Consider the following 25627-nt stretch of genomic DNA (forward strand, 5'->3'; position numbering starts at 1 on the left):
TCCCCATCGCTCCGCTTTGGCGGGAACGGATCGTCCCCCACCTGATGTGGCACGCATCGTCGCTCCGATCCAAGCTCCGCCGCTTTGGCCGACGGTTTGGTCCGAACAGGGATCACCGGACGGAGCGCATCGCTCGGCCGTTCCTGCAACATGAACATAATTAAGCCGGACACCGGCGGCCCGCTGCCACGGCGCCGCCCCGAGCCGAGCGCAATTCGAGGAGACAACCTTGGCAACCCACGTCGCCGACGCGAGCACGATCCCGTATATCCATGGCGTTTCCCGCCGCTTTGCGTGGATCGTCTTTGCGCTGACCTTCGGACTGCTGATCTCCGACTACATGTCGCGGCAGGTGTTGAACGCCGTCTTTCCGGTCCTGAAAGCCGAATGGGGGCTGTCCGACACGCAGCTCGGCTCCTTGAACAGCATCGTCGCGCTGCTCGTCGGGATCCTCAGCTTTCCGCTGTCGGTGCTCGCCGACCGCTGGGGGCGCGTGCGCAGCATCGTGCTGATGGCCGCGCTATGGAGCCTGGCGACGATGGGCTGCGCCGTGGCCGACGGCTACGGGCAGATGTTCGCCGCCCGCTTCTTCGTCGGCCTCGGTGAGGCGGCCTACGGCAGCGTCGGCATTGCGCTGATCCTCAGCCTCTTTCCGCCGCATCTGCGCTCGTCGCTGACCGGCGCCTTCATGGCGGGCGGCGCGGTCGGCTCGGTGCTGGGAATGGGTCTGGGCGGTGTCGTTTCCTCCCACCTCGGATGGCGCTGGGCCTTCGGCGCGATCGCGTTGTTCGGCCTCGCGCTCGTCATGCTCTATGCGCTGATCGTCACGGAAGCGCGCCTGCCCGCAGGAGGGGTCGGCGCCGGGGGCGGCGGGACGGCGCGGCGCTTCGGCTTCGCGTCGCTGCGCCGACTGCTGGCGTCGCTGTTCTGCTCGGTCTCGGTCGTCTGCGCCTATATCGGCAGCGGCCTTCAACTCTTCACGATGGCGGCGATGATCGCGTGGTTGCCGAGCTACGCCAACCGCTATTACGCGCTTTCCGCGGACAAGGCCGGGCTGGTCGCTGCCGCTTTCGTGCTGGTCGGCGCCATAGGCATGACCGGATGCGGCATCATCACGGACCGCCTGTGCCGCACTCACCCCGCCCGCAAATGGATGATGGCGATTGCCTACTCGATCGCTTCCTGTGTCTTGCTGGTCGCCGGCTTCTCACTGCCGCCCGGGCCCGCGCAATTCGCCGCGATCGGCCTGGGCATGTTCTTCGTGGCCGGTACGACAGGTCCCGCGGGCGCGATGGTCGCAAACCTTACGCACCCCTCGATCCATGCGACGGCCTTCGCGACGCTGACCCTCGCCAACAACCTCCTCGGCCTGGCGCCGGGGCCCTTCGTCGCCGGAATCCTAGGCGATCGCATGGGCTTGCTCGCCGCGATGCAGTTGACGCCACTGGTAGCGCTTCCCGCGTCGGTCGCGTTTGCGATCGGTTATCGCCGTTATGAAGCCGACCTTTGTCGGCTTCGCCCCGGATCGGCCGTCAGTCGCGGGTGATCGCCTCGGACACCGAATGCGACCGCCTGCCCACGCCGGCGGCGCGTGTCTCGCTCACGCGTGCCGCCGACTGCCGGTCCTCGTCGGCCCGAGTTACGGCATCACTTCGACGTACTCGTAGATCTCGCAGTCCGAAATCTCGCGCCGCACCGCGAGCGAAGCGTTCGCGTACCACGCGTGCGGGTCGCGGCGGTCGATCTCCGCGCCCATGAACTTCACCAGTTCGCAGATCGGTTCGACGACCCGTTGCCGATACGGCGCGTCGTCGAGCACATAGCCGACGTAGAGGTTCTTCATGCAGTTGCGGCGGCAGAACGCGAACGCTTCGCAGCCGTCGCATGGCATTTCGGGTGCGGGCTGCAGCGGGCTCGGCTTCAGCCAGTTTTTAGTGAGGTCGCCGCTCTGAAGCTCTGGGCGGTGCGTCAGGTCCGGGCACGGGAAGATGCGCCCGTCGGGCAGGATGTTCAGGATGTGCGTCGACGCGCGGCACTGCGTCTGGCCGCTGCAAGTCTCCTGCGCGCGCGACGGCAGCACCTTGTTACGGACCGTGCCCATCAAGGGAATGAATGGATACAGGCCGTCGGTCGCGAAGAACTTGTCGATCAGCTGCCTGAGCGAAGCCTTCTTGCGGCGCAAATGCTCGGGGCGATAAAAGCCGTGCGCCTGCGCGAACTGCCAGTAGACGTAGTCGAAAGTCGGCAGCAGGCTGTCGAGCTCGTCGAAGCTGATGTCCTCGTGCCCCCAGGTCACTCGCGCGGTGAGCTTGCCGCCGACCTTCGGCCGGATCTTCTCGAGGTTCGACGTGACTTTCCGATAGACTCCGCGGCCGCGGTAGTGGTCGGTCGTATGCTCGGCGCCGTCGACGGACACGAGGATGTTCGACAGCTTCGCGAGCACGGCGTCGGGCAGCCGGTGCAGCAGCGTGCCGTTCGTCTGCAACTGATAGCGCCAGGTCGGATGCCGCTCCATCAGCGCGACGATGAACGGGATGTTCAACGTCGGCTCGCCACCGTAGAAGGTGACGTAGATCTCCTTGTCGGCGAGATGCGTCGCGACGAAGGTATCGAGCGTGTCGAGCGAGTACTCGGCCTTCCCTTGCGAGCCGACCACGTCCCCGACGGCGATCGAGCAGTACGAGCATTTCAGGTTGCAGGACAGCGTCGTGAAGATGTTGAGTTCGACGCGGTTGCCGACGATCGGCGAGCGGAGTTCGGGCGCATTCATGGCGGGGGCGTTGTTCTGGCGTTGTTATGACGGGTTCGGGCGCGCGATTATAACGAGTCGTCGATGCCGCGACCCGGTCGGCCGTCCCATCGACCGCTCGTCGAGCGTCGGACACACCGTGTCGCGGAACTGTCACGCGTCGGCGACCGGCAACGCGGCGCTGCCGAAAGCAGTCGCGGCCCGGGACGGCCGAAAACCGCGTATGCCGTCGCAGCGCGGAATAACGACGACTAGGTCAGCCGTTCCGCGAGATGCCGCCGCACCGAGATCGCGCTCCCGAGCCAGCCGAGGAAGGCCGCGAAGCCGAGGATCGCCGCGCTTTCGTGCAGGCCGGGGCCGGTCAGCGAAAACACCGCGCCATAGGTCTCGGCGAGGCTTGAAACCGGTCCGGAGAGCGCCCGCACGGTGGCCCACACGGTCGCGAGCGCCACGACGCCACCGAGCAGGCCCTGCAGCGTGCCGAACCAGTAGAACGGGCGGCGGATGAAGCGGTCGGTCGCGCCGAGCAGCCGGCTCACGTCGATCTCGTGGCGCTGCGTGAGGATCTGCAGCCGGATCGTGTTGAACGTGACGATGACGAGCGCGAAGCCGAGGAGTCCGGCGAGCAGCAGCACCGCCGACTGCCCGAGCCCGAGCAGCGCGTGCAGGCGCTTGACCCACGCGGAGTCGAGCTGCACGTGTGCGACGCCGGGCCACGCGGCGAAGCGCGCATGCAGCGCGTCGTACATCGCGGGGTCGTCCCCGAGCGGCATCGCGATGAACGCGTCCGGCAGCGGGTTCGCCGCGAGCCCGCCGAGCACGTCGCCGAGCCCGCTCTGCTCGAGCTGCCGCAAGGCTTCGTCCTTCGGCACGTGGCGAAAGCCGGAGAGTTCGGCATCGGCGCGCAGGCGCCGCTCGACCGCGGCGATCTCGGCGGCGGACGCGTCCTGCGTCATGAACAGGCTGATTTCCGGCGTGCCCGAGACGCCGCGCGCGAGCGACGCGACGTTGTCGAGCAGCAGGTAGCCCGCCGCGGGCAACGACAGCGCAATGCCGACGACGAGCGCCGACAGCAGCGTGCCGAGCGGCTGCGATGCGAGGCGCTTCAACGCGAGCGCGAACGCGCGCGCATGCAGATAGAACCAGTTCGTCATGCCGGCGCTCCGACAAGCAGGCCCTTGCCGAGGACGAAGCGGCGCGGCTTGTGCTCCGCGAACAGCCGATCGTCATGCGTCGAGACGAGCACGGTGACGCCCGCGGCGTTGAAAGATTTGAACAGGCTCGCGATCTCGCTCGCGTACGCGGCATCGAGGTGCGCGGTCGGCTCGTCGGCGATCAGCACCGACGGCCGATTGACGATCGCCCGCGCGATCGCGACGCGCTGCTGCTCGCCGCCGGAGAGCCCCGCCGGCATCTCGCGGTCGCGTCCCGCGAGCCCGACGCGTTCGAGCGCCGCCGCAGCCCGCTTCGCCGCGTCGCGCGGCGGATGGCCGGTGATCACGAGCGGCAGCATCACGTTGTCGAACACGCTGCGGTCGTACAGCAGGCGGCTCTCCTGCAGCACGAGGCCGAGGTTGCGTCGCAGGTACGGGACCGCACGCGGGCGCAGGCGCGCGACGTCCTGGCCGTTGATGCGCACCGAGCCGCTCGTCGGGCGCTCGATCGCCGCGATGAGTTTCAACAGCGTGCTCTTGCCGGCGCCCGAATGGCCGGACAGCACCGCGAGTTCGCCGTGGCGGATCTCGAAACTTACACCGGCGAGCGCCGTATAGCCGCCGGGGTAGCGCTTCACGACCTCTTCGAAAACGATCATGCCGCGCCGCGGGCTCCGTTCGCGCCGTTGCCCGCGCCGTTGCCCGGTGCGGCCTCGAAAAGCGCCTCGACGAATTCGCGCGCGTTGAACGGCTGCAGGTCGTCGATCCCCTCACCGACGCCGATGAAGCGCAGCGGCCGCGGATACTGGCGCGCGATCGCTGCGACGACGCCGCCTTTCGCGGTGCCGTCGAGCTTCGTGACGACGAGGCCGGTCACGCCGACCGCCGCGTCGAACGCCTTCACCTGCGCGAGCGCGTTCTGGCCGATGTTCGCATCGAGCACGAGCAGCACTTCGTGCGGCCCGGTCGACACGGCTTTCCCGATCACGCGCTTGACCTTCGCGATCTCGTCCATCAGGTGGAGCTGGGTCGGCAGGCGGCCGGCGGTGTCGGCGAGCACGACGTCGATCCGCCGCGCCTTCGCCGCGTTGATCGCGTCGAAGATCACCGCGGCCGAGTCGCCGCCCTCCTGGGCGACGACGGTCACGTTGTTGCGCTCGCCCCAGGTCATCAGCTGCTCGCGCGCGGCGGCGCGAAAAGTGTCGCCTGCGGCGAGCAGCACGCTCCTGCCGTGCGACTGGAAATACTTCGCGAGCTTGCCGATCGACGTCGTCTTGCCCGATCCGTTTACGCCGGCGATCATGATGATGTAGGGGCTGTGGCCGGACACGTCGAGCGGCTCCTCGAGCGGCGCGAGCACCGCGAGAAGCTCGTCGGCGAGCGCCTTCTGCAGCTGGTCCGCGGTTTCGAGCCGGTCGCGTTTCCAGCGCTTGCGCAGTTCGGTCAGCAGGTGCTGCGTCGCCTCGACGCCGCAGTCGGCCATCAGCAGCGTCGACTCGAGCTCCTCGAGGAGGTCCTCGTCGATCTTGCGGCGACCGAAGAGGTTCGCAAGTCCGCCGCCGATCTGCTGCCGGGTGCGGCTCAGGCCGGCCTTCAGCCGGTCGCTCCAGGACTGTTTCGGCGCCGGCGGTTCGACGGCGGTCGGTTCGACGGCGGTCGGTTCGACGGCGGTCGGTTCGACGGCGGGCTGCTCGATTGCCGGCTCGGGTGCGGCCGGTCCGGCGGCCGGCGGCTCGGGCGCGACGCCCGGGACCTCGGCGGCTTCGACGGGAGCGGGACGCTCGACCTCCGGCACCGCCTCGGCCTCGCGCGCCTGCGCGGCCGCGGCAGCCGCAGCGTCGTCGGCGGGCTCGACCTTCGCTTCGGCCACGTCGGGCTTCGGCGGCTTCTTTCTCAGAAAACCAAACATGAGTAATCGGGTCTTTGATGACGTTCGAACTTCGGCCGGCGCCGAAATCCCAATAACGCTAAGATGCTGCTGCTCGATCGGCCGGACTTCTCCGCGCCGCAAGCCGCGAATTCTACCAGATGCAGGACATCCCCATGTTTCGTCTGCCCTTTCCCCGCATCACCGTGCTGGCCGCGACGCTGCTCGCCGCGGCCGGCCCGCTTCACGCGAACCCGTTCGAGACGACGCTCGAAAACGGCATGAAGATCATCGTGAAGGAAGACCGCCGCGCACCGTCGGTCGTTCATATGGTGTGGTACGGCGTCGGCGCGATGGACGAGCCGGCCGGCGTCTCGGGAATCGCGCATCTGCTCGAACACATGATGTTCAAGGGCACCGAGAACGTCGGCCCCGGCGAGTTCAACAAGCGCGTGGCCGCGGTCGGCGGGCGCGACAACGCCTTCACGTCGCACGACTACACCGCGTATTTCCAGCAGATTCCGCCGGCTCGGCTCGGCGAGATGATGATGCTCGAAGCCGACCGGATGGCAAACCTGAAAATCACGGATTCGCTGTTCGCGCCGGAACTCGAAGTCGTCAAGGAAGAGCGGCGCCTGCGCACCGAGGACGAGCCGCGCTCGCTCGTGCATGAACAGCTGATGGCGACGTCGTTCCAGGCCAATCCGTACGGCCGCCCGATCATCGGCTGGATGACCGACCTCGGTTCGATGACCGCGGACGACGCGCGGGCGTGGCACAAGCACTGGTACGCGCCGAACAATGCCCGCCTCGTCGTCGTCGGCGACGTCGCCCATGAAGCGGTTTTCGACCTCGCGCGCAAGCATTACGGTCCGCTCGCCGCCCGGGACCTGCCCGCACGGCGGATCTCGGCCGAGCCGGAGCAGCGCGGTCCGCGCGAGACCGTCGTCAAGGCCCCGGCCGATCTGCCGTACGTCGCGCTCGCATGGCGGGCGCCCACGCTGCGCAATCCGGACAACGACCGCGAGGTCTTCGCGCTCCAGGTGCTCGCGGCGGTGCTCGACGGCTACGACGGCGCCAGGCTGCCGCGCCGCCTCGTGCGCGAGACCCGCGTCGCGGTCGCGGTCGGCGCGGGATACGACGGGACCGGCCGCGGCCCGTCGCTCTTCACCCTCGACGCGTCGCCGGCTCCCGGCAAGAGCGTCGCCGACATCGAAGCCGCATTGCGTGCCGAAATCGCCCGCATCCAGTCGGACGGCATCGACGAAGACGAATTGCAGCGCGTGAAGACGCAGACGATCGCCGGACAGGTCTACAAGCGCGACTCGCTGATGGGCCAGGCGATGGAGATCGGCTTCCTCGAATCGACCGGGCTTTCCTGGCGCGACGAGCCGAAGCTGCTCGAAGGCGTGCGGCGCGTGACCGCGGCCGAAGTCCAGGCGGTCGCGCGCAAGTATTTCGTCGACACGACGCTCACCCGCGCACAGCTCGATCCGCTGCCGCTCGCCGATCAACCGCCGCGTTCCGCGAAACCGGGGATGAGGCACTGAGATGAACGAAAACATGACCGCGAAAATGCGTCGCTTTGCTCACGCCCTCGTTGCCTTGGCCGCCGTCGCGTGCGCCCATGCGGCCGTCGCCGGGCCCGACATCCAGCACTGGACCGCGGCCAGCGGCGCGCGCGTATATTTCGTCGAAACCCGCGCGCTGCCCCTCATCGACATCCAGGTCGCGTTCCCGGCCGGCGGCGCGTATGCGCCCGAAGGCAGCGCCGGCGTCGCCGGCCTGACCCGTAGCCTGCTCGACGCCGGAATCGAGGGCATGAACGAACAGCAGATCGCCGAAGCGATCGCCGACACCGGCGCACGGGTCGGCGGCGGAGCCGATCTCGACATGGCGACGCTGTCGCTGCGCACGCTGTCGAGCGACGCCGAACGCGAAGCGGCGCTGGGTCTCACGGCGCGGCTGCTGTCCACGCCGACCTTCCCGCCCGAAGCGCTCGAACGCGAGCGCGCCCGCTCGATCGCCGCATTGCGCGACGCGCTGACGCGGCCCGACACGATCGCCGCGCGCGGTTACACGAGCGCGATATACGGCAACCATCCGTACGGACAGCTCGTGACGATCGAGTCGCTGCAGCGCATCACGCGCGACCAGCTCGTCGCGTTCCATGCCGCACGCTACACTGCCGGCGCCGCGTCCGTTGCGATCGTCGGCGACGTCAGCCGCAGCCAGGCCGAACGCATCGCGACCCGCCTGACCGACGGACTGCCGCGCGGAACCGCTCCGGCCGCGCTGCCCCCGCCACAGATGCCCGCGCGCGCGGTCCGGCACATCGAACACCCGTCGGCGCAGGCCCATATCGCGATGGGGATGCCGGGCATCTCGCGCGACGACCCCGATTATTTCCCGCTGCTCGTCGGCAACTACGTCCTCGGCGGCGGCGGCTTCGTGTCGCGCCTGACGAAGGAAGTCCGCGAAAAGCGCGGCTACGCGTACAGCGTGTACAGCTCCTTCCAGCCGCAGCGGGTCGCCGGCCCCTTCGAAATCGGCCTGCAGACGCGCGGCAGCCAGGCCGACGAGGCCCTGAAGCTCACGCAGGCGGTGCTCGACGAGTTCGTCGCGCAGGGCCCGACCGCCGAGGAGTTGCAGGCCGCGAAGGACAACATGATCAACGGCTTCGGGCTGCGGCTCGACTCGAACCGGAAAATCCTCGATTACGTGTCGATGATCGGCTTCTACGGGCTGCCGCTCGACTGGCTCGACACCTATCCGCAGCGCGTCGCGGCGGTGACGGTCGACGCCGTGCGGGATGCGTTCTCGCGGCGCATCCGCGACGAGAACCTCGTCACGGTCGTCGCCGGCGGCGACGGCGACAGCGCCGCGAACGACGCCGGCCGCACTCCTGCGGCGTCGAAGGCCGGACACGGCAATTGAGCCGGGTGCGCATCGTCGGCGGCGAGTGGCGCTCGCGCCTCATCGACGTCGCGAATGTCCCCGGCCTGCGGCCGACGCCGGACCGGGTTCGCGAAACGCTGTTCAACTGGCTCGGGCAGGACCTCACCGGCCGAGCGTGCCTCGACCTCTTCGGCGGCTCAGGCATCCTCGGTTTCGAGGCCGCCTCCCGTGGCGCCTCGGCAGTGACGATCGTCGAGCACGACCCGCGCGCGTTCGCCGCGCTCCGCCAGGCCGCAATAACCCTCGACGCGGCGCGGGTAGAGGTGATCCGGGGCGATGCGGTAAGATTCGCGCAAAACGCGTCGAAGCAGTTCGACGTAGTGTTTCTCGACCCTCCCTACAAGCAAGGCTGGCTTGCCCGGCTCGAGCCGTGGCTGGAGCGGGTTCTCAAACCGGACGGGTGGCTCTACGCGGAGTCGGAAGCCCCGGTGACCGGGCTGGGCGCCTGGCGAACGACGAAGCAGGGCCGGGCCGGCCAGGTCCATTTCCATCTGTTGGAGCGGAGGCAGGAATGAAGGAAGGGGTCGCGATTTATCCCGGAACGTTCGACCCGTTTACGCGTGGCCACGAGGATCTGGTGCGGCGGGCGTCGTTGCTGTTCGACAAAGTCGTCGTCGCAGTCGCCGAGAGCAGCGGGAAGGCGCCGATCTTCACGCTCGAGGAACGCGTCGAGATCGCCCGGGAAGTGCTCTCTCCGTTCCCGAACGTCGAGATCACCGGCTTCAACGGGCTGCTGATGAATTTTCTGAAGGCGCGCAACGCACGCCTGATCCTGCGCGGCCTGCGGGCGGTGTCCGACTTCGAGTACGAGTTCCAGATGGCCGGAATGAACCGAAAGCTGTTTCCGGACGTCGAAACCGTGTTCCTGACGCCGGCCGACGAATACATGTTCATCTCGGCCACGATGGTTCGGGAAATCGCCCGCATGGGCGGCGACGTCAGCAAGTTTGTACAGCCGATGGTCAACGAAAGGCTGCTGCAAAAAGTATCTTTGAAGCGATAGCGAGGAAGTAAAGATGGCCCTGATGATCACGGACGAATGCATCAACTGCGATGTGTGCGAGCCGGAATGTCCCAATGGCGCGATTGCCCAGGGGGACGAGATTTACGAGATCGACCCGAACAAGTGCACCGAGTGCGTCGGCCACTTCGACGAGCCGCAGTGCCAGCAGGTCTGTCCGGTCGACTGCATCCCGCTGAATCCGGATGTGGTCGAATCGAAGGAACAGCTGATGGAGAAGTTCCTGCGCCTGACGAGCGAAAAGGCCTGATCGGACGCGCGGCTCGCGCCGAGAGGCGGCGAGCCCCTGGTGGAACGAAACGGACCGCGAGGTCCGTTTCGTGTTTACACGCGGCCGTTCAGCTCGGTGGGCGAGCGGCCGACGGCGGCGATGCGTCGTTGCGGCGCCGGCGCGCCTTCTTTCTCCTGCCCGCCACGCTGGTCTCCGTCACGCGGCGCGAGCGCTTCCGTCACCGGCGTCGCCGCCGGCTGCCGCCGCCATCGTCGCGCCCAGCACCGCGCGGATCGCGGCCTCGAGTCCCGCCAGTTCGTCTAGCTGCGCGAGCATCGCCGCTTCGGCCTGCTCGAGTTCGGCGACGCGGTCTTCGAGCGTGTCGGTCGCCTGGTGGATCCGCTTGACGCTTTCGAGGCGTCGCTTGAGCTGCAACTGGTACTCGCGCACCTGCGTCTCGAGCGGCGACATCACCGCGCGCAGCCAGTGCTCGACATCCCGGTTCGCAACTTCGAACGTGCGACGGGCCTCGACCGCGACCGTCTCGAAGAACTTCTGCGTCAGCGCGTGCTTTTCGGTCGTCACGAGCGCCAGTGCCGTATTGATCTGGCGGTTGAACGCAGCTTCGAGCCGGTCGAGTTCCCGCTCGTAGCGCAGCGTCGAAAACGCCTCCGGCGCCGTCAGCTTGAGCCCGTGTTCGACGCTGAAGCGCTTGTACATGCTGTCGAGCATTCGCGTGATCTCGGTGATCTCGTCCGACGAGCGCGCGAGGTTGCTGCGCAGATGCGCGAAGAAGCCTTCCATCGCGGCGCGGAGTCCCTTCGAGAACGTGGACTCGAGCATCGCCTCGCGCGTGCGGCGCGTCTCGTCGCGCAGCGCGTCCATGCCGAGGTGCGCGAGCAGATTGTTCGTGAGGTTCGAGAACACGCTGCGCACCGCGTAATACTTCTGCAGACCCTGCTCGAACTCGGTCTTTTCCGAGCGGATCTTGCGCATCATGTATTCGATGACGCTCTGGTTCTTGCCGCGCAGATCGGTCAGTTCCTGCAACTGCTCGCGCAATCCGGCAAGCCGGGCATCGAGCAGCTCGCGCGTCTGCGCGATCAGGTCGTCGGTCTCGGCGAGCGTGCCGTCGCGCACGATCTCCTGCTTCGTCGGCAGCAGGTCTTCGGTCAGCGCGCGCTCGAGTTCCGACAGGCGGCTGCGTTCGAGGAGCGCCTGCTCGCGCTGGATGCGGGCGACGAGCCCCTTTTGCGCGGAAACCGGAAACACATGCCGCGCGTCGATGTCGAGTGTTTCGGCAACCGAGGCGACTTGCCGATCGATCTCCTCGCAGATCCGGGCGTCGTCGCGCAGACCGTCCCACAGCCCGTCGATCTTGTTCAGCACGACGAGCCGCCCCTTCCTGCGCGCCGGGCCGGTGTGCACGTATTCGCGCCAGATCGCCAGATCGCTCTGCGTGACGCCGGTGTCGGCGGCGAGGATGAACAGCACCGCGTGCGCGTTCGGCAGCAACGACAACGTGAGTTCCGGCTCCGCGCCGATCGCATTCAGGCCCGGCGTGTCGAGTACGACGAGCCCCTGCTCGAGCAGCGGATGCGGGAACTGGATCACCGCGTGTCGCCAGCTCGGGATTTCGACAAGTTCGTCCGCCCCCGGCCTGAGCCCCGTTTCGCCTTTCGGATCGACTTCGAAACCGAGCTGTCGCGCCTCATCCTGCGACACCCGCTCCGTTTCGCCGACGCGCGAAAAAGCCTGTTGGAGCGCCGCGACCGAGCCGGACTCAAGCGGGAGCGCGAGCCATTCCTCGGGCATGCGCTTCAGATCCGAGACGCTCGCGTGGGTCGCCCGCGAGCGGATCGGCAGCATCCGGATCTCCGCTCGCGCGCCCGCATTCCATTGCAGCTCGGTCGGACACATCGTCGTGCGGCCGGCGGCCGAAGGCAGCACGCGGTCGCCATAGTCGGAGAAGAAGATCGCGTTGATCAGCTCGGACTTGCCGCGGGAGAATTCGGCGACAAAGGCCACCGTCAATTTATCGTCGCGCAGCCGGTCGAGCACGTACTGCAGGCGCAGGTCGCCCTGCGCGTCGCCGATCTCGTTGCGCGCCAGCCACTGCCGCAACCGGGCGACCGCCGACGATGCGCCGGCGCGCCACTGACTGTAGGCCGAGAATTGATCCACCAGGCTCATGACCGCCTCACACCTTTGCGCCGAACGCCGGCACAACCTGTTACAAACGGCGCCAGCATAACCGCCTTTTGGACGCACACCAATCGGGAAGGTCCGCAGCGCGATGGACGGCGAATCGGGCGCGACGAGCGTCGACCTCACCTGCCGACGCGATGGCCCCGCGATGTGAGGCACGGCGCTTTAGAGTCGCTGGCAGCGCGGACAGAAGAACGTCGAGCGCTGGCCGAGAACGATTCGCCGTATCGGCGACCCGCAGACGCGGCAAGGCTGACCTTCCCGCCCATAGACGAAATAGTCCTGCTGAAAATAGCCGGGCCGCCCGTCGCTCCCGACGAAATCCCGCAAGGTACTGCCGCCTGCGGCGATCGCGGCGACGAGGGTGGCGCGGATCTCGCCCGCCAACCGTGCCGCACGCCGCGGACCGATTTTCCCGGCAGGTTCGAGCGGGTGGATCCGCGCGCGAAAGAGGCTCTCGGATGCGTAGATATTTCCGACGCCGACGATGCGTCGCGCGTCCATCAACGCCTGCTTGACCGGCGCACGCACTCCCTGCATCAACTCGCGGAGCGTCTCCCCCGCAAAACCGTCCTCGAGCGGCTCGCGGCCCAAGCCGGCGAGCAGCGGATGCGACAGCACGTCGCCCGCTTGCCACAGCACGAGGCCGAAGCGGCGCGGGTCACGCAGGCGCAAGGCCTCGTCGCCGAAGACGAAGTCGACATGATCGTGCCGTCCGGCCGGCTCGTCCGCACGGATGACACGCAGGCTGCCGGACATCCCGAGGTGCACGATGACGCTCCCTTGCGCGAAGTCGAGCAGCAGATACTTCGCGCGCCGCCTGACCGCGTCGAGCCGCTCGCCGACGGTGCGGGCGGCGAGATCCGGCGGCACCGGCTGCCGCAACCTGGGATCGCGCACCCGCACTTCCGTCACCCGCCTACCGCAAACATGCGGGCGGATACCGCGGCACGTAGTTTCGACCTCCGGGAGCTCGGGCATCGGAATTCCGTACTGAATGCAGCGGCAGGCGGCGCGCTTGCCGATGCGACGTGAAACTGCATAACATCGGGCGAACGCAATCCCGTCCAGCCCTTCTAACCGACTTTCAGGCCACTCAGGCCACAGCACCCAGTCCGCCACAGCCTCGGCAGCCGGGCTGAAGTTTCACGGAATCCCCCAGGGCCATCAACATGAATCGACACCTTTCGCTGCTGACCGCCTGTCTCGGGCTCAGCGTCGCCCTTGCCGTTCCGGCATTCGCGCAGACGGACGGCGCGTTGGGCGAGGACCTCCCGGCAACGGCCGCGGCGGACGCTTCCCTTCCGGCGCAGGAGCTGTCGCCGCGCGTGCTGTACACCTTCCTGCTCGCCGAGATCGCCGGAGCGCGCGGCCAGGTCGATGTCTCGCTCCAAGCCTATCTCGATCTCGCGCAGCGCACGCGCGACCCGCGCATCGCCAAACGCGCGGTCGAAGTCGCGCTGTTCGCGCGCGACACGCAGGCGGCGGCCGAAGCCGCCCGCATCTGGGCCGAGGCCGAGCCCGAATCCGGCGAGGCGCGCCGCGTGCTCGCGAACGTCCTTTCCGGCGGCGCCGAAGAACTCGACCAGGTGCAAATCCAGCTTGCCCGGCTGCTCGCGCAGTCGCCCGAGCAGATCGAGAATCACCTGATGAGCCTCAATCGTGCGTTCGCGCGCGTGACCGACAAGGCGGCGGTGAAGGAGATCATCCATCGCTTGACCGAGCCTTACGCGGACCGTCCCGAAGCGCATTTCGCGCGCGCCCAGGCGGCGATCGCGACCGACGACGAAATGGAGTCGCTCGCGGCCATCGAGACCGCATTGAAGCTTCGCCCCGACTGGGAACCGGCGATCCTGTTCAAGGCGCAGCTGCTCGCGCAGGGCGACGCGCCCGACGACGCCCTCGCCCTTCTCAAGGCACACCTCGACCGCAACCCCGAAAGCCGGAGCACGCGGCTGACGTATGCCCGCGCCCTCGTGTCCGCACGCGAGTTCGACGCCGCACGCGATCAATTCCGCACGCTGCTCGACGCCGCGCCCGAAGACCGCGACCTTATGTACGCGGTCGGTCTGCTGTCGGCGCAACTCGAGGATTACGACGCCGCCGTGCCGCTGCTCGAACGCGCGCTGGAGGCGGGTCATCCCGAGGCGAACGGCATCCGGCTGAACCTCGGCCAGATCGCCGAACGCCGCAATGACCCGGCGCGCGCGCTGCAGTGGTACCGCAGCGTCGAGCAGGGGCGAAACCATCTCGACGCGCAGGTGCGCATCGCGTCGGTGCTCGCGGGCGAGGGCAAACTGAAGGAGGCGCGCGAACATCTGCAACGCATCGACGCGGACGAAGACACGCGCAAACGCCTGCGCATCGCCGAAGCCCAACTGCTGAGGACCGCCGGCAACGAATCGGAGGCGTTCGCGCTGCTCGACGCGGAGCTGCGGCAGACGCCCGACGACCCGGACCTGCTCTACGAATCGGCAATGCTCGCGGAACAGATGGGCAGTACGGGCGTCATGGAGGGCCGGCTGCGCAAGCTGATCGCCCTCAAGCCCGACCACGCCCACGCGCACAACGCACTCGGCTACTCGCTCGCCGACCGGGGCGAACGGCTCGAAGAGGCGGAGTCGCTGATCACGCGCGCGCTCGAACTGACGCCGGGCGACCCGTTCATTCTCGACAGCATGGGCTGGGTCCGCTTCCGGCGTGGAAATCCCGAAGAGGCGCTGCGCCATCTCGAACGGGCGTACGGCCTGCGGCCCGACCCGGAAATCGCCGCCCACCTCGGCGAAGTCCTGTGGGCGATGAAGCGGGAAGCGGACGCGACGCGCGTCTGGAACGAAGCGCTGCGCGCGCATCCTGACAATTCCGTCCTCAAGAACGTCATGCAGCGATTCGACAACCGATGAGTCGAAGTCTCCGGCTCGCGCTCATCGCCACCCTCGGCGCCGGCATCCTTCACGGCTGCGCAATCCAGCCACCCGCCGCGGAGGTCACCCACGTCAGCCGTCCCCTGATGCCCGCGTTCGAACTCGAGGGCCGGATCGCCGCGAGCGACGGCAACCGCGCCGCCAACGGCAGCCTGCTATGGGCGCATTCGCCGGCGATGGACGAATGGACGGTGATGAGCCCGCTCGGCCAGATCGTCGCCCAGCTCGTCAGCACGCCGCTCGGCGCACGCCTGCTGACCGCGGACGGCACGGTCCAGGAAGACGAAGACGCGCGCACGATGCTCCCCCGCCTGCTCGGCGTTTCGGCGCCGCTCGACGGGCTCGCCTCTTGGGTGCAGGCGTCGCCGCGCCCCGGGGCGCGCGTGCTCAGCGTCGACGCGATCGGCCGGCCGGCGCGGGTTTCCGACGCAGGCTGGATCATCGAGTACACCGAATACCTCGACGTCACCCCCGGCGCAGCGCCCCGGCGAATCGATGCGACCTGGGGCGACACGCGCATCCGCCTGATCATCGACCAATGGACACCGCTCACCTGACCCGCCTCATCGACTGCCCCGCGCCGGCGAAGCTGAATCTCTTCCTCCACGTCATCGGACGCCGGGCCGACGGCTATCACCTGCTGCAGACCGCATTCCGCCTGCTCGACTGGGGCGACAGGCTGTCGTTCGAACTGCGCGACGACGGGCGCATCGAGCGCGTCTCCGACATCCCGGGCGTCCCCGCCGCGCAGGATCTCGTCGTTCGCGCCGCCCGCGCCCTGCAGACGGCGAGCGGCTGCCGTGCCGGCGCGAACATCTCCGTTGACAAACGGCTTCCGATGGGCGGCGGGCTCGGCGGCGGCAGTTCGGACGCGGCGACCACGCTGATCGCGCTCAACCGGCTGTGGCGCACCGGACTGGACCGCGGGCAGCTCGCGGCGCTGGGCCTGCGTCTCGGTGCCGACGTGCCGTTCTTCATTTTCGGCCGCGACGCGTTCGCCGAAGGCGTCGGCGAGGACCTGAAGGCGATCGAGTTGCCGCCCGCGTGGTACGTCGTCGTCGCGCCTCCGGTCACCGTGCCGACCGCCGAAATTTTCTCCGCCGAAGAGTTGACGCGAGATACGGAACCCCTCAAAATTACGGACTTCGCAGCAAGCACCACCCGAAACGACTTGCAGGCAGTCGCCTGCAATCGGTATCCCGAGGTGAGTGCAGCAATCGACTGGCTGTCGCAATTCGCGCCGGCCCGAATGACCGGATCAGGCGCCTGCGTGTTCGCGCAGGTGGCGAGCGAAAGCGATGCACAGCGCATCGTCGAAAGCTGTCCCGGACGAATCCGGGCCTGGAAGGCAAGAAGCCTCGCGCAGCATCCGCTGCACGATTGGGTCGATTGAGCGGGCGAAACGGTTTCGACTGGTTGTACTGAAAACAGGTTTTACTGGGGAGTCGCCAAGTTGGTCAAGGCACCGGATTTTGATTCCGGCATTCGAAGGTTCGAATCCTTCTTCCCCAGCCAGCATTGATACGGGCAGGCCACGGGCCTGCCCGTATTGTTTTTATCAAGCCATTCTATCGGCATCGGAGCTTCGGACATGGCCTATGGCAGCCTGATGGTCTTCACCGGCAACGCCAACCCCAAACTCGCGGCGGATGTCGTGCGCAGACTGGGTATTTCCATCGGGTCGGCCACGGTCGGTCGTTTCTCCGACGGCGAAGTGAATATCGAACTGCTGGAAAACGTCCGCGGCAAGGACATTTTCGTCCTGCAGCCGACCTGTTCGCCGACCAACGAAAACCTCATGGAACTGCTGGTCCTGGTCGATGCGTTGAAGCGCGCGTCGGCCGGCCGCATCACCGCCGCGATTCCCTACTTCGGCTACGCCCGCCAGGACCGCCGCCCCCGTTCGGCGCGCGTGCCGATCACCGCGAAGGTCGTCGCGAACATGCTCCAGGCCGTCGGCGTGCAGCGCCTACTGACGATGGACCTTCACGCCGACCAGATCCAGGGCTTCTTCGACATCGCGGTCGATAACGTCTATGCCGCGCCCGTGCTGCTCGCGGATCTCGACAAGCAAAAATACGACGACCTGCTCGTCGTCTCCCCCGACGTCGGCGGCGTCGTGCGGGCGCGCGCGTTCGCAAAGCGCATGGAATGCGACCTCGCGATCATCGACAAGCGGCGTCCGAAGGCGAACGTCTCCGAAGTCATGAATATCATCGGCGAAGTCAAGGACCGCACCTGCGTGATCATGGACGATATCGTCGATACCGCCGGCACGCTGTGCAAGGCCGCGAGCGCGCTCAAGGAACATGGCGCGAAGCGTGTGCTGTCGTATTGCACGCACGCGGTGCTGTCCGGCTCGGCGGTCGCGCGGATCAGCGAATCGGACCTCGACGAGCTCGTCGTCACCGACACGATCCCGCTGCGCGACGACGCAAAAGCCTGCCCGCGCATCCGTCAGGTATCGGTCGCCTCACTGCTCGCGGACACGATGCTACGGATTAGCAACGAGGAATCCGTCAGCTCGCTCTTCATGGAATGAATTTCGTCCCCGGCGCAAGCCGGGGACTCCACCCTCCGCCTGGTCGCGGGCGGATCGTTGTTTCAATCAGGAGCCATTGCAATGCAAATCGAATTCAAGGCCACCAAGCGCGTGGAACAGGGCACGGGTGCGAGCCGCCGCCTGCGTCGCGCCGGCCAGATCCCGGGCATCATCTACGGTGCGGACACCGACGCGCAGGCGATCGCAGTCGACCACAACGAGCTGTATCACCTGCTGAAGAAAGAAGCGTTCCACGCTTCGGTGCTGTCGATCGACCTCGAAGGCACGAAACATACCGCCGTGCTGCGTGATACGCAGTGGCATCCGTTCCGGCAGCAGGTCCTGCACCTCGACTTCCAGCGCGTCGACGCGAGCCACAAGCTGCACCTCAAGGTGCCGCTCCACTTCGTCAATGCCGACGTCTGCCCCGCAGTGAAGCTCGGCGGCTGCATGGTTTCGCACACGATCACCGAGCTCGACGTCGAGTGCCTGCCGGCCAACCTGCCGGCGTTTGTCGAAGTCGACCTGAAGGACCTCGGGGCCGGCGATTCGGTCCACGTGTCGCAGCTCAAGCTGCCCGAAGGCGTCACGATCGTCCAGCATGGCGAAGGCGACCCGGTCGTCGCGACCGCGCTGATGGTCAAGGGCGCGGCGGCGGAAGAAGCCGCCGAAGGCGAAGGCGAAGCGGCCTGAGGCTGCGAGTTGCGTCCGCAGCATGACGCGGCCGGGCAGAGGCCGATTCGATGAGCAGCGCGACACCGCGCCTCGTCGTCGGCCTCGGCAATCCCGGCGCCGAATACACCGGAACCCGGCACAACGCCGGGTTTTGGTTTTGTGAGCAGCTCGCCGACAAGCTCGGCGCGCACTTCAGTCACGAATCCCGCTTTCACGGCTTCGTCGCGAACGCGCGCGACGCCGGCATCTGGCTGCTGATGCCGCAGACGTACATGAACCGGTCAGGTCAGGCGGTCGGCGCGCTGGCGCGGTTCTACCGCATCGCTCCGGCCGAAATCCTCGTCGTCCATGACGAACTCGACATCCCTCCCGGCCAGCTGCGGCTGAAATTCGGCGGCGGCCTGGGCGGCCACAACGGGCTCAAGGACACGTCCGCCCACCTCGGTACGAACGATTACTGGCGCCTGCGCGTCGGCATCGGCCACCCGGGCGATCGCAACGACGTCGCGAACTACGTTCTCAAGCCCGCGCGCCGGGAAGAACAGGCGCAGATTGAAGAAGCGCTCGAGCGGGCGCTCGCCGCCTGGTCGACGATCGCGCACGGCGACTGGAATGCTGCGAGCACGCGGCTCAACGTGCGGCCGGCTCCGCTGAAGCCGCCGAAAGCGAAGGATCCCCCGGTTCAGTGAACCCGGGAACGGAACCGCTACGCGCAACGGCCGGTTTCCTTCGCCCGATCCATCGCCGTGTCGGCGCTTTTCACCAGGGTTTCGCCATCGCTTCCGTCGTCCGGGTTGCACTGAACCGTATGACGTTTTCAAACGTCATTCCTCGTGGACCGGAATTCGGGGCTGTGATCGAATTCGCAGCCTCGTATCGTCGGGAGTTACAATCGCGGCTTTTCGGGCGAAGGCCTGCCGGTTTCGGCGGCTTCGACGAAGACGCCCCTTCGCACCCGACTTCACTCACCCTGCCGGAAAGCGCAATCGTCCCGCCGACGGTTCGGACTTCGACTCCACGGCGCGCAGAACACAAGGAATTGCATGAGCCTCAAATGCGGAATCGTCGGCCTGCCGAACGTCGGCAAGTCGACCCTCTTCAATGCGCTGACCAAGTCCGGCATCGCGGCCGAGAATTACCCCTTCTGCACGATCGAGCCGAACGTCGGCATCGTCGAAGTGCCCGATCCGCGCCTCGACGCGCTGTCGGCCATCGTGAAGCCGCAGAAGGTGCAACCGGCCATTGTCGAGTTCGTCGACATCGCGGGCCTCGTCGCGGGCGCCTCGAAAGGCGAAGGCCTCGGCAACCAGTTCCTCGCGAACATCCGCGAGACCGACGCGGTCGTGCACGTCGTGCGCTGCTTCGCCGACGAGAACGTCGTCCACGTATCGGGCAGCGTCGATCCGATCCGCGACATCGAAGTGATCGACACCGAACTCGCGCTCGCCGACATGGCGACCGTCGACAAGGCCCTCGCGCGCTACAAGCGCCCCGCGGCGGCCGGCGACAAGGACGCGAAGACGCTCGTCGCGGTACTCGAGAAATGCGTCGCGCAACTCGATCAGGCGAAACCGGTGCGCGGGCTCGATTTGTCGAAGGAGGAATGGGCGAGCCTGAAGCCGTTCTGCCTCATCACCGCGAAGCCGGTGCTGTATGTCGCGAACGTCAAGGAAGGCGGCTTCGAGAACAATCCCCATCTCGACGCAGTGCGCGAGCATGCAGTTGTCGAGAAGGCGGAAGTCGTCGCGGTCTGCGCGGCGGTCGAAGCCGAGATCGCCGAACTCGACGACGCCGACAAGAAGGAATTCCTCGCCGACCTCGGCCTCGACGAGCCGGGTCTGAATCGGCTGATTCGCGCCGGCTACAAGCTCCTCGGCCTGCAGACCTACTTCACCGCCGGCGTCAAGGAAGTGCGCGCGTGGACGATCCACGTCGGCGACACGGCGCCGCAGGCGGCCGGCGTCATCCACACCGACTTCGAGCGCGGCTTCATCCGCGCACAGACGATCGCCTACGACGACTTCATCACGTACAAGGGCGAACAGGGCGCGAAGGAAGCCGGGAAGATGCGCGCCGAAGGCAAGGAATACGTCGTGCGCGACGGCGACGTGCTGAACTTCCTGTTCAACGTCTAGTCCGGGTTCCGCGTCACGGGCGGCGTGCTCTGCCGCGTCCGCGACGCGCCCGCCCGTCGTTGCTCGCCACCTGCGGGCGTCACGGCAACTTTTCCAGCAAAAACGGTGTTCGCGGCGTCGCCGCGACGACAACACGGCGAGCCGGACGAGAGCCGTTCAGCGCTTCACCGAGTCGCTCGCGGAAGCGGACCTGCGGAAGGTCCATCGCGCGTTGCCGACGTAGTGCCAGATCAGCAGCAGGCCGGTCGTGACGACCTGCGCGAGCAGGTAATGCAGCCCGAGCAGCGCGGTGAAACCGTACATGAGCAGCGCGTTCCAGAGGAGTCCGACGCCGGCCACGGCGAAGAAGCGCGGCAGCGCTTCGACGTGCGCGCGATCGGAGCGGAACACGAGCCGCCGGTTCAACGCGTAATTGACCAGCGCGCCGAGCACGAAACCCGCCACCGACCCGACCACCGGGCGGACCCCGCCCCCTTCGACCAGCCCGAGCAGCAACGTGTAGTGCGCGAGCGTGCCGACCGCGCCAGCAGCCGCGAATCGCGCAAGGCGGCCGACGAGCGGTCCGAGGTTCATCGCGGTTCGCGGTCGAGCCCGACGAGCGCGCGCCGGTCGCGCACGACCGCGAGCACGACGCCGTCGCGCGCGACCTCTCCGACGATCTGCCCCTTCACCGCCGCATCGCAGTTCATGTGTGTCGTCGACAGGAAGAAATCGGCCACCCGCCAGTCGCGGGTGACCTCCAGTCCGGGCGCGAGCCAGACCGCCGCTTGCAGCGACTCGGCGCACACCGCCACGGCGTGGGGTCGCTCCTGCGCGCCCTCCGCAGCGACGTACGCATTCAACAGTCCCGCGGCTTCGCGCAGGCTGCTCGCCCAGTAGTCCTGCTCCCAGCGGTCGAAGCTGCCGCGCACACCGCCGGCGAATGCGTTGTAGAAGACGTACTCGTACGGGTGCAGGCGTACGAGGCTCGCCACGTGGATGAGCGCGAGGAGGAGGCAGCCGGCTGCGGCCGCGAGACGTGCGCGAGGCCAGCGGGCGGCGCGCGTCCATGCATTGTCGACACCCGCGGCCGCAATCACGGCGAGCGGCGGCAGCACGAACGTGAAGTGACGGATCCCGTTGTAGAGCGGCGGCGCCGCGACGAGCGTATAGACGAGCGGAAACGCCGCGGCGAGAGCGGCGGGCAGCAGGACCAGCGCCGCCCGTCGGCCGTCGCGCGACGACACGGCCGGGAGCGCACGCAGGCCCGCCAGCAGCGCGAACGCGATGCCGAGCAAAAACAGTTCCGGCAGGCGGACGAGCAGGTAGCTCAGCAGGTAGTGCCCGGGCACTTCCCCGTTCTTCATGACGACACCGGCGAGAATCGTGTCGAGCTGGAACGAGAAATGCGAAAAGGTCGTCATCGCGCGGAACAGGTTGCCCGGCGACAGGACCGCCCACGGCCAGAACACGGCCATCAGCGCGATCGCGACAGCGCCGGCCGGCAGCAGTGCGACGAGCGCGCGACGCAGGACCTTCAACCGCTCGGCCCCGCCGTCGCCGCCGAGCCACGCCGCTGAGAGCACCGCGACGCCGAGATAGAACACCGCGAACACCGCGCCCACGCGCAGCCCGAACGCGCCGCCGAGCGCGACGCCGAGGCCGATCACGTCGCCCGGGCGCACCGCCGGCAGGCGCATTGCGAAGCGCGTCGTGAAGTACAACGCCCACGTCATCATCGTCGCGAACGGCACGTCCTTCGTGTGCGTGAACATCGCCCCCGACCACGCCCCGGTCAGCAGCAGCAAGACCAGCGCGACGAGCCCGCCGCGTTCGCCGACGACGAGCCGCGCGAGCAGCCAGGTGCCGGCGAGCCCCGCGAGGCCGAACGCGGCCGACAGCAGATGACGCAGATCCCAGACATTCATCGACACGACGCGCTCGAGCGTTGCCGCGATCAGATCGAACAGGCCGCCATAGAGGTACAGATTCTTGTACGCGAATGCGGCGCGGTCGGCGAAGCCGGACGCGTAGAAATCGACGAGCAGGCGGCCATAGATGTGCTGCACTTCCTCGTCGTTGCTGATGCCGTGCTGGTCGAACGTGAAGAGGATGAAGAGGCCGGTCGCGGCCAGCAGCGCCAGCGCGAGGTGCCGTGCGCGGATCGACGACAGCAGCGACGCGCGCCTTCCCGGCTGCGCGGCCTCACCAGTTATCGTCAGATTCCGCACCGCCTCCGGCCGCTCGCGCGGGCTCACCTGCTCCGCACCGTTCACCGCTCGTCCTCGGGGAAACCGGCCTGCTCGGCGACGAGGTAAAGCGGCCGCCCCTTGACTTCCGTGAAGATGCGCCCGACGTACTCGCCGAGCACGCCGAGGCTGATCAGCTGTATGCCGGACAGGAACAGCGTCGCGACCATCACCGACGCATAGCCGGGCACGTCGATGCCCCAGATCATCGTGCGGATCACGAGCCACGCGCCGTAGAGGCTGGAAAGCGCCGCCATGACGATGCCGATGAGCGACCACACGCGCAGCGGCAGCGTGCTGAATGCAGACAAACCGTCGATCGCGTAGCGCAGCAGGCGCAGCAGCGACCACGCGGACGCGCCCGCCGCACGCTCGGCAGGGTCAAACGCTATCTCTTCCTGGCGGAAGCCGACCCAGCTCGTGATGCCCTTCATGAAGCGCGTGCGCTCGGGCAGGCTGTTGATCGCCCGTACGACCGCGCGGTCGAACAGCCGGAAGTCTCCGCCGCCCTCCGAGAGCGCGACCTCCGACACGCGCTTGAACAGCCCGTAAAAGCCGCGCGACAACTGGCGCCGCAGCCACGGATCGGTGTCCCGCGAGCGCCGCACCGCGGTCACCATCTTCGCGCCCTGACGCCAGCGCTCGAGCATCTCGGGAATCAGCTCGGGCGGATGCTGCAGGTCGCCGTCCATCAACACGACGACGTCTCCCGTCGCGGCCCGCAGTCCCGCGGCCATCGCCGCCTCCTTGCCGAAATTGCGCGCGAAACGGATCGCGCGCACGGTCGGGTCGCGCCGGCATAGCGCAGCCGCTTCGGAAAAAGTGCTGTCGCGGCTACCGTCGTCGACGAAGACGATTTCATGGCCGTCGATCGCGAGCCCCTCGAACACGGCGGCCAACCTCGCGTGCAGATCACCGAGCGAGCCGCTCTCGTTAAAGAGGGGGATGACGACGGACAGCTTGGGCAGGCGGAGTGCAGCTTCGACGAATGACTCGGGAGAAGGGGCTGTTTCGATCTTCGGTTCGCGGAATGGGGCGGGGGACACGGCTTTACGTTCGGAAAGGCCTCCGGGCCCGGAGACTTGTGCGGTAAACGCGAAACCCCGCTCGCGCGTTGACGGCAGAACCTTCTGAACAAGTCCTCATGGAAAACTCTCTCGAAAGCCGACCGGTGATTCTGTGTGCGGACGACTTCGGACTCGCGCCGGGCGTCAGCGACGCGATCTGCGGCCTGATCGCCGCGGGGCGGCTGTCGGCGACGAGTTGCATGACGACCCTGCCCGGCTGGCGCGCGCACGCGCCTGACCTGCGAGGCGTCGTCGCTCGCCAGCCGGCCGACATCGGCCTGCACCTGACGCTGACCGACCAGGCGCCGCTGACGCGCGCGTCGGGGCTGCGCGAAGGCGACCGGCTGCCGTCTTTGTCGCGACTGTTGCCGCGCGCCCTCACCCACCGGCTCGACCGTGAAGCGGTGCTCGGCGAGCTTCGCGCGCAACTCGACGCGTTCGAGGACGTCTGGGGCGCGCCGCCGGACCATCTCGACGGCCATCAGCACGTGCACGTCCTGCCCGGCGTGCGCGAAGCAGTCGTCGACGAGTTGTTGCGGCGCTACCCGGTCGGGCGCGTATGGGTCCGCGACTGCCGCGACGCGGTCGGCCGCTGCGTCGCGCGGCGCGTCGCACTGCCGAAGGCGCTGCTGATCGGGACCCTAGGCGCCGGTATACATCGCTTGCTGCGCACGTCCGGCCTTCCTGCAAACGACGGCTTCGCCGGACTGCACGATTTTTCCGGCCGGGTGCCGTTCCGCCGCCTGATGCGGGCCTTCCTCGCGGAGTCCGGCCCGCGCCCGCTCATTCACGTCCATCCCGGCCGCGTCGACGCGGCGCTGCTCGCGTGCGACAGCCTCACCGCGCCACGGGAAATCGAACTCGACTATCTCGCATCGGCCGATTTCGCCGCCGACTTCGCGTCCGCAGGCTTGCATCCGGCCCGCTATGCCGACTTCGGCGGGACCGTGATGCACCCGGCACTACCGCGCACCGTCGCCTGATGACCGCGCACCGCCCCTACGTCGGCCGCTTCGCGCCGTCGCCGACCGGCCCGCTGCATTTCGGCTCGCTGGTCGCGGCCGTCGGCAGCTTTCTCGACGCCCGCTCGCGCGCCGGCCGGTGGCTGCTTCGGATCGAGGATGTCGACGCGCCGCGCGCGGTCCCGGGGGCCGCGGACGGCATCCTGAAAACGCTCGAACGCTTCGGTCTGGACTGGGATGGCGACGTCGTCTGGCAAAGCGCACGGCTAGACCAGTACCGCGACGGCTTCGAACGCCTGAAGGCCGCCGGCCACGTCTTTCCGTGCGCCTGCACGCGCCGCGAAATCGCCGATTCGGCGCTGGCGCGCGACGGCTCGCGGATCTACCCCGGCACCTGCCGTGGCGGGCTGCCGCCCGGTCGGCGCGCACATGCGTGGCGCGTGCGGGTCGGGGGGCGGATCGAATTCGACGACCGGATCCAGGGCCACCAGGAAGAGGACCTCGCGACCGAGGTCGGCGATTTCGTCGTGCTGCGCGGCGACGGGCAGTTCGCCTACCAGCTCGCCGTCGTCGTCGACGATGCCGCGGCCGGCGTCACCGACGTCGTGCGCGGCGCGGATCTCCTTGGCTCGACCGGCCGGCAGATCCACCTCCAGCATCTGCTCGGCCACCCGACGCCGACTTACGCGCATCTGCCCGTCGTCGTGAATGCGGCCGGCGAGAAGCTGTCGAAGCAGACGCTCGCGCTGCCGGTCGACGATCTCGTCGCTCCGGATGCATGGCTGGGGGCGCTCGCGTTTCTGGGCCAGAATCCGCCGGCGGCGCTGCGGGGCGCCGCCTTGACCGAAATCCGGCGATGGGCGCTCGACCACTGGTCGCCCACGGGTATTCCGCGGCAGGCGGCGGGCCCGCCCGGGCCGGCTTGA

The 25627-nt window shown here is 67.8% G+C and carries 24 protein-coding genes and 1 tRNA gene; 16 read left to right on the plus strand and 9 right to left on the minus strand.

Annotation, left to right across the window (positions count from 1 at the left end; genetic code table 11):
* Positions 1-229: 229 nt before the first annotated feature.
* Positions 230-1546 (plus strand): MFS transporter, encoded by a 1317-nt coding sequence (locus V6M37_RS00690; RefSeq protein WP_332670052.1) that lies wholly within the window; start codon positions 230-232, stop codon positions 1544-1546.
* Positions 1547-1639: 93 nt separating this feature from the next.
* On the opposite strand, the gene V6M37_RS00695 is transcribed toward V6M37_RS00690, so the two are convergent.
* The 4 genes from V6M37_RS00695 to ftsY form a co-directional block, all read right to left on the minus strand.
* A complete protein-coding gene (locus tag V6M37_RS00695) occupies positions 1640-2770 on the minus strand; it encodes a radical SAM/SPASM domain-containing protein (protein ID WP_332670054.1) in 1131 nt (376 codons plus the stop codon).
* Between the two features lie 230 nt (positions 2771-3000).
* A complete protein-coding gene (gene ftsX / locus V6M37_RS00700; RefSeq protein WP_332670057.1) occupies positions 3001-3903 on the minus strand; it encodes a permease-like cell division protein FtsX in 903 nt (300 codons plus the stop codon).
* Positions 3900-4562 carry a cell division ATP-binding protein FtsE gene (locus tag V6M37_RS00705; RefSeq protein ID WP_332670059.1) on the minus strand — a complete coding sequence of 221 codons (663 nt, stop codon included), beginning with the start codon at positions 4560-4562 and terminating at the stop codon, positions 3900-3902. Before V6M37_RS00705 ends, ftsX begins: the two co-directional genes overlap by 4 nt.
* The gene (ftsY, locus tag V6M37_RS00710) at positions 4559-5812 is read right to left on the minus strand and encodes a signal recognition particle-docking protein FtsY (RefSeq protein WP_332670060.1); all 1254 of its coding nucleotides are present in this window, start codon (positions 5810-5812) and stop codon (positions 4559-4561) included. The genes V6M37_RS00705 and ftsY overlap by 4 nt, the downstream gene beginning before the upstream one ends.
* A gap of 134 nt (positions 5813-5946) precedes the next feature.
* Here ftsY and V6M37_RS00715 point away from each other — a divergent pair, with 134 nt between their 5' ends.
* From V6M37_RS00715 to V6M37_RS00735, 5 genes are read left to right on the plus strand one after another with little or no spacing between them, the layout of a single operon-like run.
* A complete protein-coding gene (locus V6M37_RS00715) occupies positions 5947-7320 on the plus strand; it encodes a M16 family metallopeptidase (protein WP_332670062.1) in 1374 nt (457 codons plus the stop codon).
* Position 7321: 1 nt separating this feature from the next.
* Positions 7322-8707: a M16 family metallopeptidase gene (locus V6M37_RS00720; protein ID WP_442880962.1), complete on the plus strand. Its 1386-nt coding sequence runs from the start codon at positions 7322-7324 to the stop codon at positions 8705-8707.
* Complete coding sequence (gene rsmD, locus V6M37_RS00725; RefSeq protein WP_332670065.1) at positions 8704-9243, plus strand: 16S rRNA (guanine(966)-N(2))-methyltransferase RsmD; 540 nt, start codon at positions 8704-8706, stop codon at positions 9241-9243. The genes V6M37_RS00720 and rsmD overlap by 4 nt, the downstream gene beginning before the upstream one ends.
* Positions 9240-9731, plus strand: coding sequence for a pantetheine-phosphate adenylyltransferase (gene coaD, locus V6M37_RS00730; RefSeq protein ID WP_332670067.1), 492 nt, complete (start codon positions 9240-9242; stop codon positions 9729-9731). Before rsmD ends, coaD begins: the two co-directional genes overlap by 4 nt.
* A 13-nt stretch (positions 9732-9744) precedes the next feature.
* Positions 9745-9999, plus strand: coding sequence for a YfhL family 4Fe-4S dicluster ferredoxin (locus V6M37_RS00735; protein ID WP_332670069.1), 255 nt, complete (start codon positions 9745-9747; stop codon positions 9997-9999).
* Positions 10000-10176: 177 nt separating this feature from the next.
* Here the strand turns inward: V6M37_RS00735 and V6M37_RS00740 are convergent, their stop codons facing one another.
* Together V6M37_RS00740 and mutM are read right to left on the minus strand one after the other, a co-directional pair.
* Positions 10177-12153, minus strand: a complete 1977-nt coding sequence (locus V6M37_RS00740; RefSeq protein WP_332670071.1) for a dynamin family protein — start codon at positions 12151-12153, stop codon at positions 10177-10179.
* Between the two features lie 180 nt (positions 12154-12333).
* Positions 12334-13149 (minus strand): bifunctional DNA-formamidopyrimidine glycosylase/DNA-(apurinic or apyrimidinic site) lyase, encoded by an 816-nt coding sequence (gene mutM, locus V6M37_RS00745; RefSeq protein WP_332670073.1) that lies wholly within the window; start codon positions 13147-13149, stop codon positions 12334-12336.
* Between the two features lie 191 nt (positions 13150-13340).
* On the opposite strand from mutM, the gene V6M37_RS00750 reads away from it, so the two are divergent.
* The 8 genes from V6M37_RS00750 to ychF all read left to right on the plus strand — a co-directional run bounded on the left by V6M37_RS00750 (position 13341) and on the right by ychF (position 20444).
* Positions 13341-15071, plus strand: coding sequence for a tetratricopeptide repeat protein (locus tag V6M37_RS00750; RefSeq protein WP_332670075.1), 1731 nt, complete (start codon positions 13341-13343; stop codon positions 15069-15071).
* Positions 15068-15649, plus strand: a complete 582-nt coding sequence (locus V6M37_RS00755; protein ID WP_332670078.1) for an outer membrane lipoprotein LolB — start codon at positions 15068-15070, stop codon at positions 15647-15649. The genes V6M37_RS00750 and V6M37_RS00755 overlap by 4 nt, the downstream gene beginning before the upstream one ends.
* A complete protein-coding gene (ispE, locus tag V6M37_RS00760) occupies positions 15631-16485 on the plus strand; it encodes a 4-(cytidine 5'-diphospho)-2-C-methyl-D-erythritol kinase (protein WP_332670080.1) in 855 nt (284 codons plus the stop codon). The genes V6M37_RS00755 and ispE overlap by 19 nt, the downstream gene beginning before the upstream one ends.
* A 45-nt stretch (positions 16486-16530) precedes the next feature.
* Positions 16531-16607: transfer RNA gene (locus V6M37_RS00765), tRNA-Gln, on the plus strand.
* Between the two features lie 76 nt (positions 16608-16683).
* Complete coding sequence (locus tag V6M37_RS00770; RefSeq protein ID WP_332670082.1) at positions 16684-17634, plus strand: ribose-phosphate pyrophosphokinase; 951 nt, start codon at positions 16684-16686, stop codon at positions 17632-17634.
* Positions 17635-17715: 81 nt separating this feature from the next.
* Positions 17716-18327: a 50S ribosomal protein L25/general stress protein Ctc gene (locus V6M37_RS00775; RefSeq protein WP_332670085.1), complete on the plus strand. Its 612-nt coding sequence runs from the start codon at positions 17716-17718 to the stop codon at positions 18325-18327.
* Between the two features lie 50 nt (positions 18328-18377).
* A complete protein-coding gene (gene pth / locus V6M37_RS00780; protein WP_332670086.1) occupies positions 18378-18998 on the plus strand; it encodes an aminoacyl-tRNA hydrolase in 621 nt (206 codons plus the stop codon).
* Positions 18999-19352: 354 nt separating this feature from the next.
* A complete protein-coding gene (gene ychF, locus V6M37_RS00785) occupies positions 19353-20444 on the plus strand; it encodes a redox-regulated ATPase YchF (protein WP_332670089.1) in 1092 nt (363 codons plus the stop codon).
* A 156-nt stretch (positions 20445-20600) separates the two neighbouring features.
* Here ychF and V6M37_RS00790 read toward each other — a convergent pair whose 3' ends face one another.
* Genes V6M37_RS00790 through V6M37_RS00800 form a run of 3 tightly spaced genes read right to left on the minus strand, consistent with a single transcriptional unit; the run spans position 20601 to position 23718 of the window.
* Entirely contained in the window at positions 20601-21017 is a 417-nt protein-coding gene (locus V6M37_RS00790) for a GtrA family protein (RefSeq protein WP_332670090.1), read from the minus strand.
* Positions 21014-22639 carry a glycosyltransferase family 39 protein gene (locus V6M37_RS00795; RefSeq protein ID WP_442880964.1) on the minus strand — a complete coding sequence of 542 codons (1626 nt, stop codon included), beginning with the start codon at positions 22637-22639 and terminating at the stop codon, positions 21014-21016. The genes V6M37_RS00790 and V6M37_RS00795 overlap by 4 nt, the downstream gene beginning before the upstream one ends.
* A 56-nt stretch (positions 22640-22695) precedes the next feature.
* The gene (locus V6M37_RS00800) at positions 22696-23718 is read right to left on the minus strand and encodes a glycosyltransferase family 2 protein (RefSeq protein WP_332670092.1); all 1023 of its coding nucleotides are present in this window, start codon (positions 23716-23718) and stop codon (positions 22696-22698) included.
* A 98-nt stretch (positions 23719-23816) separates the two neighbouring features.
* Here V6M37_RS00800 and V6M37_RS00805 point away from each other — a divergent pair, with 98 nt between their 5' ends.
* Together V6M37_RS00805 and gluQRS are read left to right on the plus strand one after the other, a co-directional pair.
* Entirely contained in the window at positions 23817-24722 is a 906-nt protein-coding gene (locus V6M37_RS00805; RefSeq protein ID WP_332670094.1) for a ChbG/HpnK family deacetylase, read from the plus strand.
* A complete protein-coding gene (gluQRS, locus tag V6M37_RS00810; protein ID WP_332670096.1) occupies positions 24722-25627 on the plus strand; it encodes a tRNA glutamyl-Q(34) synthetase GluQRS in 906 nt (301 codons plus the stop codon). The genes V6M37_RS00805 and gluQRS overlap by 1 nt, the downstream gene beginning before the upstream one ends.

It is taken from the genome of Aromatoleum sp. (assembly GCF_036675785.1).
In the GTDB taxonomy this organism is placed as follows: Bacteria; Pseudomonadota; Gammaproteobacteria; order Burkholderiales; family Rhodocyclaceae; genus Aromatoleum.

Coding starts and splice junctions, on each gene's coding strand:
- V6M37_RS00715 (WP_332670062.1), top strand. CDS start 5,947: ATGTTTCGTCTGCCCTTTCCCCGCATCACCGTGCTGGCCGCGACGCTG.
- gluQRS (WP_332670096.1), top strand. CDS start 24,722: ATGACCGCGCACCGCCCCTACGTCGGCCGCTTCGCGCCGTCGCCGACC.
- V6M37_RS00705 (WP_332670059.1), bottom strand. CDS start 4,562: ATGATCGTTTTCGAAGAGGTCGTGAAGCGCTACCCCGGCGGCTATACG.
- mutM (WP_332670073.1), bottom strand. CDS start 13,149: ATGCCCGAGCTCCCGGAGGTCGAAACTACGTGCCGCGGTATCCGCCCG.
- V6M37_RS00805 (WP_332670094.1), top strand. CDS start 23,817: ATGGAAAACTCTCTCGAAAGCCGACCGGTGATTCTGTGTGCGGACGAC.
- V6M37_RS00770 (WP_332670082.1), top strand. CDS start 16,684: ATGGCCTATGGCAGCCTGATGGTCTTCACCGGCAACGCCAACCCCAAA.
- V6M37_RS00755 (WP_332670078.1), top strand. CDS start 15,068: ATGAGTCGAAGTCTCCGGCTCGCGCTCATCGCCACCCTCGGCGCCGGC.
- V6M37_RS00735 (WP_332670069.1), top strand. CDS start 9,745: ATGGCCCTGATGATCACGGACGAATGCATCAACTGCGATGTGTGCGAG.
- ychF (WP_332670089.1), top strand. CDS start 19,353: ATGAGCCTCAAATGCGGAATCGTCGGCCTGCCGAACGTCGGCAAGTCG.
- ftsY (WP_332670060.1), bottom strand. CDS start 5,812: ATGTTTGGTTTTCTGAGAAAGAAGCCGCCGAAGCCCGACGTGGCCGAA.
- ispE (WP_332670080.1), top strand. CDS start 15,631: ATGGACACCGCTCACCTGACCCGCCTCATCGACTGCCCCGCGCCGGCG.
- V6M37_RS00775 (WP_332670085.1), top strand. CDS start 17,716: ATGCAAATCGAATTCAAGGCCACCAAGCGCGTGGAACAGGGCACGGGT.
- pth (WP_332670086.1), top strand. CDS start 18,378: ATGAGCAGCGCGACACCGCGCCTCGTCGTCGGCCTCGGCAATCCCGGC.
- V6M37_RS00790 (WP_332670090.1), bottom strand. CDS start 21,017: ATGAACCTCGGACCGCTCGTCGGCCGCCTTGCGCGATTCGCGGCTGCT.
- V6M37_RS00740 (WP_332670071.1), bottom strand. CDS start 12,153: ATGAGCCTGGTGGATCAATTCTCGGCCTACAGTCAGTGGCGCGCCGGC.
- coaD (WP_332670067.1), top strand. CDS start 9,240: ATGAAGGAAGGGGTCGCGATTTATCCCGGAACGTTCGACCCGTTTACG.
- V6M37_RS00695 (WP_332670054.1), bottom strand. CDS start 2,770: ATGAATGCGCCCGAACTCCGCTCGCCGATCGTCGGCAACCGCGTCGAA.
- ftsX (WP_332670057.1), bottom strand. CDS start 3,903: ATGACGAACTGGTTCTATCTGCATGCGCGCGCGTTCGCGCTCGCGTTG.
- V6M37_RS00750 (WP_332670075.1), top strand. CDS start 13,341: ATGAATCGACACCTTTCGCTGCTGACCGCCTGTCTCGGGCTCAGCGTC.
- V6M37_RS00720 (WP_442880962.1), top strand. CDS start 7,322: ATGAACGAAAACATGACCGCGAAAATGCGTCGCTTTGCTCACGCCCTC.